The sequence below is a fragment of the Streptomyces sp. NPDC004561 genome (genome assembly GCF_053602155.1).
Window position 1 is genome coordinate 1 of record NZ_JBSGDB010000806.1, and the last position, 2292, is coordinate 2292.

Here is a 2292-nt window from a genome sequence, read left to right on the forward strand (position 1 = left end):
GCGTCGGCGACGGCGGTCAGCCGGGCCACGTCGAGCTTGCCGTTGGGCGTCACCGGGAACTCCGGCACCGCGGCCCACAGGCCGGGCAGTGCGTGTCCCGGCAGCTGCCGGGCGGCGAAGTCCCGCAGGTCGGAGGGGAGTTCGGAGCCCTCCACGGGTACGACCGCCGCCAGCAGCTGGTGGTCGCCGTTGCCGAGGGGCACCACCGGTACGGCCGCGTCCCGTACGCCGGGGTGGCGGCGCAGCACCTCCGCCACCTGGTCCGGCTCGACGCGGAAGCCGCGGATCTTCACCTGGCGGTCGCGCCGGCCGAGGAAGCGGAGACTGCCGTCCGCGTCCCAGCGGACCAGGTCGCCGGTGCGGTACAGGCGCGGTCCGCCGGGCCGGCCGAAGGTGCCGAAGGCCCGGTCGGTCTCCTCGGGCAGGCCCGCGTAGCCGAGGGCGAGTCCGGTGCCGTAGGTGAACAGTTCGCCGATCCCGCCGGGCGGTACCGGGCGGCCCGCGGGGTCCAGCACCCGGACGCCGGTGCCGGCGACGGGGCGGCCGATGGGCAGTGCGCCCGTGGGCACCTCGGCCGGGTCGTCGACGTGGTGGACGGTGGTGAACGTGGTGTTCTCGGTGGGCCCGTAGCCGTTGCTGACCCGGAGTCCGGGGCAGGCCCGGAGCACCTCGGCGACCTGCGCCGGGGGCACCACGTCCCCGCCGGTGATCAGCTGCACCACGCGCCGGAAGGCGTCCGGCCGGAAGTCGGCGACCAGCCGGAACAGCCCGGCCGACAGCCACAGTCCGGTGATCTCCCGGTCCCGGACGAACCGGGCCAGGGCGCTCGCGACCACGTGCCGGCCGGTGAAGACCTCCAGCGTGCCGCCGGCCAGCAGCGGAGCGAAGATCTCCAGCGTGGAGGCGTCGAAGGCGAGGGGGGCCAGCCGCAGGAAGCGGGCGGCGGCGCCGGGCAGCAGGAAGGCGGGCCGGTGGGCCAGCCGGACGACGGCCCGGCAGGGGATCATGGCCCCCTTGGGGACGCCGGTCGTCCCGGACGTGAAGGCCAGATAGGCGACCCGGTCCGGGTCCGCGGGCGCGGCGGGCGGCACCGGGCCGGTCCCGGGGTCGTACGGATCGACGGCCTCCAGGACGGTACGGCCCCGGGTGGCGGCCGGGTCCGGCAGCCGGCCGGCGAGGCCCAGCAGCACCCTTACGCCCGCCCGGTCCATGATCTGCGCGGTGACCGCGGGCGGGGCGTCCGCGCCGATGCCGACGTACGCGGCACCGAGCCGCAGCACGGCAAGGAGGGAGACGATCTCCTGTGCGCAACGGGGGACCGCGACGGCCACCCGGTCGCCCTCGCCGACCCCGGCGGCGGCCAGCGCGGCCGACTGGACGGCCGCCGCCGCGAGGAGCTGGCGGTAGGTCAGGGTCCGGCCGTCGCCGTCCCGGAGGGCGACCGCGTCCGGGGCACGGTCCGCGGACGCCTCGATCAGCTGCCACAGCCCGTGGCCGAAGTCGCCGTCCGGGCCGTCCGCGCGGTCGTCCAGGAGGCGCTGCTGGGCCGGGGTGACGGTGGAGACGCCGGTGAGCGGGCCGTCGGGGGCGGCGGCCATCTCGGCCAGCGCGCGGTCGAAGGAGGCGGCCAGGGCCATCGCGTCCGCCGCGGTGAGCACCGAGGTGGCGTACTCCACGGCGAGACCGGGTTCGGGGTCCCAGCGCAGCACGTGCAGCATGGCGTCGTAGGCGGTGCCGCCGGTGTGGCCGATGCGGATGTCGAAGGTGGCGCCGGTCGCCGGCAGGGACTCGGGGACCAGTTCGCTGTGCGCGCCGAAGGCGATCTGCGCGAGCGGGTTGCGGGAGAGGTCGCCGCCCGCGGAGAGCGCCGTGACGAGGTCCTCGAAGGGGACGCTGCCGTAGCGCAGCGACTCGCGCAGGGACCGGGCCGTGCGCCGGACGAAGTCGGACACGGTGGCCTCGGCGGGAACCTCGCAGGCGACCGGGCCGAGTCCGGTGGCGCCGCCGATGACCCGCATCGCGGCGCTCGTGGCCCGGCCCACCGTCGGGATCCCGACGATCAGCCGGTCGCGTGCGGTGCGCCGGGCGACGACCAGCACCCACGCGGCCAGCAGGACGGCGTTGCGGCTGACGCCGAGGGCGGCGGCGAGCCCGGTGCAGCCGGCCCGTGCCTCGTCGGTCAGGGCGAACGGCAGCCGGGTGCCGGCGAACGTCCGGGTCGCCGGCTACCAGCCGTACGTGGGTCAGATGAACATCAACATGAGCCACCCGGCCATGAAGGACAAGAACATC

Annotated in this window: 1 protein-coding gene; it reads right to left on the bottom strand. The window is 76.4% G+C overall.

Annotated features, from left to right (window positions below):
• A partial coding sequence (locus ACWEN3_RS45530; RefSeq protein ID WP_452984210.1) for an amino acid adenylation domain-containing protein occupies window positions 1-2195 on the bottom strand: 2195 nt, incomplete at its 3' end.
• Between the last annotated feature and the right edge of the window lie 97 nt (window positions 2196-2292).